The organism is Neisseria sp. P0001.S005, assembly GCF_051963715.1.
Map to the genome: position 1 here is coordinate 1 of NZ_JBQCTZ010001054.1, position 240 is coordinate 240.

A 240-nucleotide genomic window follows, 5' to 3' on the forward strand; every position below is an offset into this window, starting at 1 on the left:
GATTTGTTCTCAGCCGGCAGAATTTCGGTTTCCACTTCCAGTGTCAAGTTTTCAGAAGGCACGCCGGCAAACGTCAGTTATTCGTCATCCAACACATAATCCACAGCCTGGCCGTTTACTTTCACAGACAGCAGTTTTGACGAACCATCCAATAACCATGGCTACCCAGCTCTTTCAGGTTGAACAGTCAGACTGGATTTGACCATGGTTTGCGGGTGTAAAAAAACGAAATGCAGGTCG

The 240-nt window shown here is 47.1% G+C and carries 1 pseudogene; it reads right to left on the bottom strand.

What is annotated here, in order from left to right:
* Positions 1-240: pseudogene (locus ACTHSP_RS24035) on the bottom strand (hypothetical protein); the annotation flags it as partial.